The 1120-nt window shown below is 64.9% G+C and carries 1 protein-coding gene; it reads left to right on the forward strand.

Annotated features, from left to right (window positions below; translation table 11 throughout):
* Positions 1-30 precede the first annotated feature (30 nt).
* Positions 31-476 (forward strand): DUF4123 domain-containing protein (locus ASC94_RS34240; RefSeq protein WP_373888108.1); only part of this gene is annotated, 446 nt, incomplete at its 3' end.
* Positions 477-1120: the final 644 nt, after the last annotated feature.

Consider the following 1120-nt stretch of genomic DNA (forward strand, 5'->3'; position numbering starts at 1 on the left):
TTCCTGGTCCGCTAAGCGACAAGAAAAAACATGGACAACCCAACCCACACCTACGCCCTGCTCGACTGCTCCCAGCACGACCAYGCATGGCGCGAACTGACCACGCGCTTCCCGGACGCGCAATGGAAATCGCTGTTCGATGGCACACCCGAAGAACACCTGACCGCTGCCGCGCCACTGCTGATTGCCACCCCGCGCGAGCATGAAGAACTGATCAAATGGCTGCTGCAGCTGGAACAGGCCGCGCCCAGCGTCAGCTGGATCGGCAGYCCYTACGCGCTGCCCGTGCTCGCCCCCATGCTCACGCGCCGCCTCGACTGCGAAATCGACGACGGTCAAAAAGTCGTCATGCGCTTCTACGATCCGCGCATCCTGCTTGGCCTGCCCTCTGCGCTCGACGCGCAGCAGAAGCGCTACTTCTTCGCCCCCGTGAGCGCCTGGAGCGCGCTGGAGCCGCGCCGCCAGCAGCGCTACAGNCAGAAGCGCTACTTCTTCGCCCCCGTGAGCGCCTGGAGCGCGCTGGAGCCGCGCCGCCAGCAGCGCTACAGCATCGACATCGTGCCCGCCACGCCGGCCGACATCGCCCGCTACGCCTTCGCCCCCATCAGCCTCACGCTGGCCCAGCGCGACCAGCTGATGTACTTCGACAAAGAGAACCTGTACGACAGCATCGTGCGGCACTGGGACGAAACCTGCCCGGACGACATCGCCGGCATCAAGCGCGGCATGCTGCGCGAGATCGCCATCGCCGCCGTCGCGCGCGCCACCAGCTACGGCATCACCGATCCCACCGCCCAGCACCTGTTCGCCGGCCTGATGATGACTGTGTCGCCGTCCTTCGACGACGACGCCATGGTCAGGGCCTACCTGACCAACCCCGACGTGCCGCAAGCCGAACGCCTGAGTCAGATGATCGCGCAGCTGCCCGATCAGACCTGGGAGCAGATCGTGCGGACCAAACGCTACGACGCATTGTTTGAGCTGGAACCGGTGCAAGCGGATGGTCAGTCATGAGCAATCTCGACGCAATCAACAAACAACTTGCAGCCGCAACGGATGCCTTGGCGAAGGTCGATGCCGACTTGGCCTGGCAAGCAACCGGCGTCGCCGCCGACATCGC

The organism is Massilia sp. Root418, assembly GCF_001425265.1.
GTDB lineage: Bacteria > Pseudomonadota > Gammaproteobacteria > Burkholderiales > Burkholderiaceae_D > Rugamonas.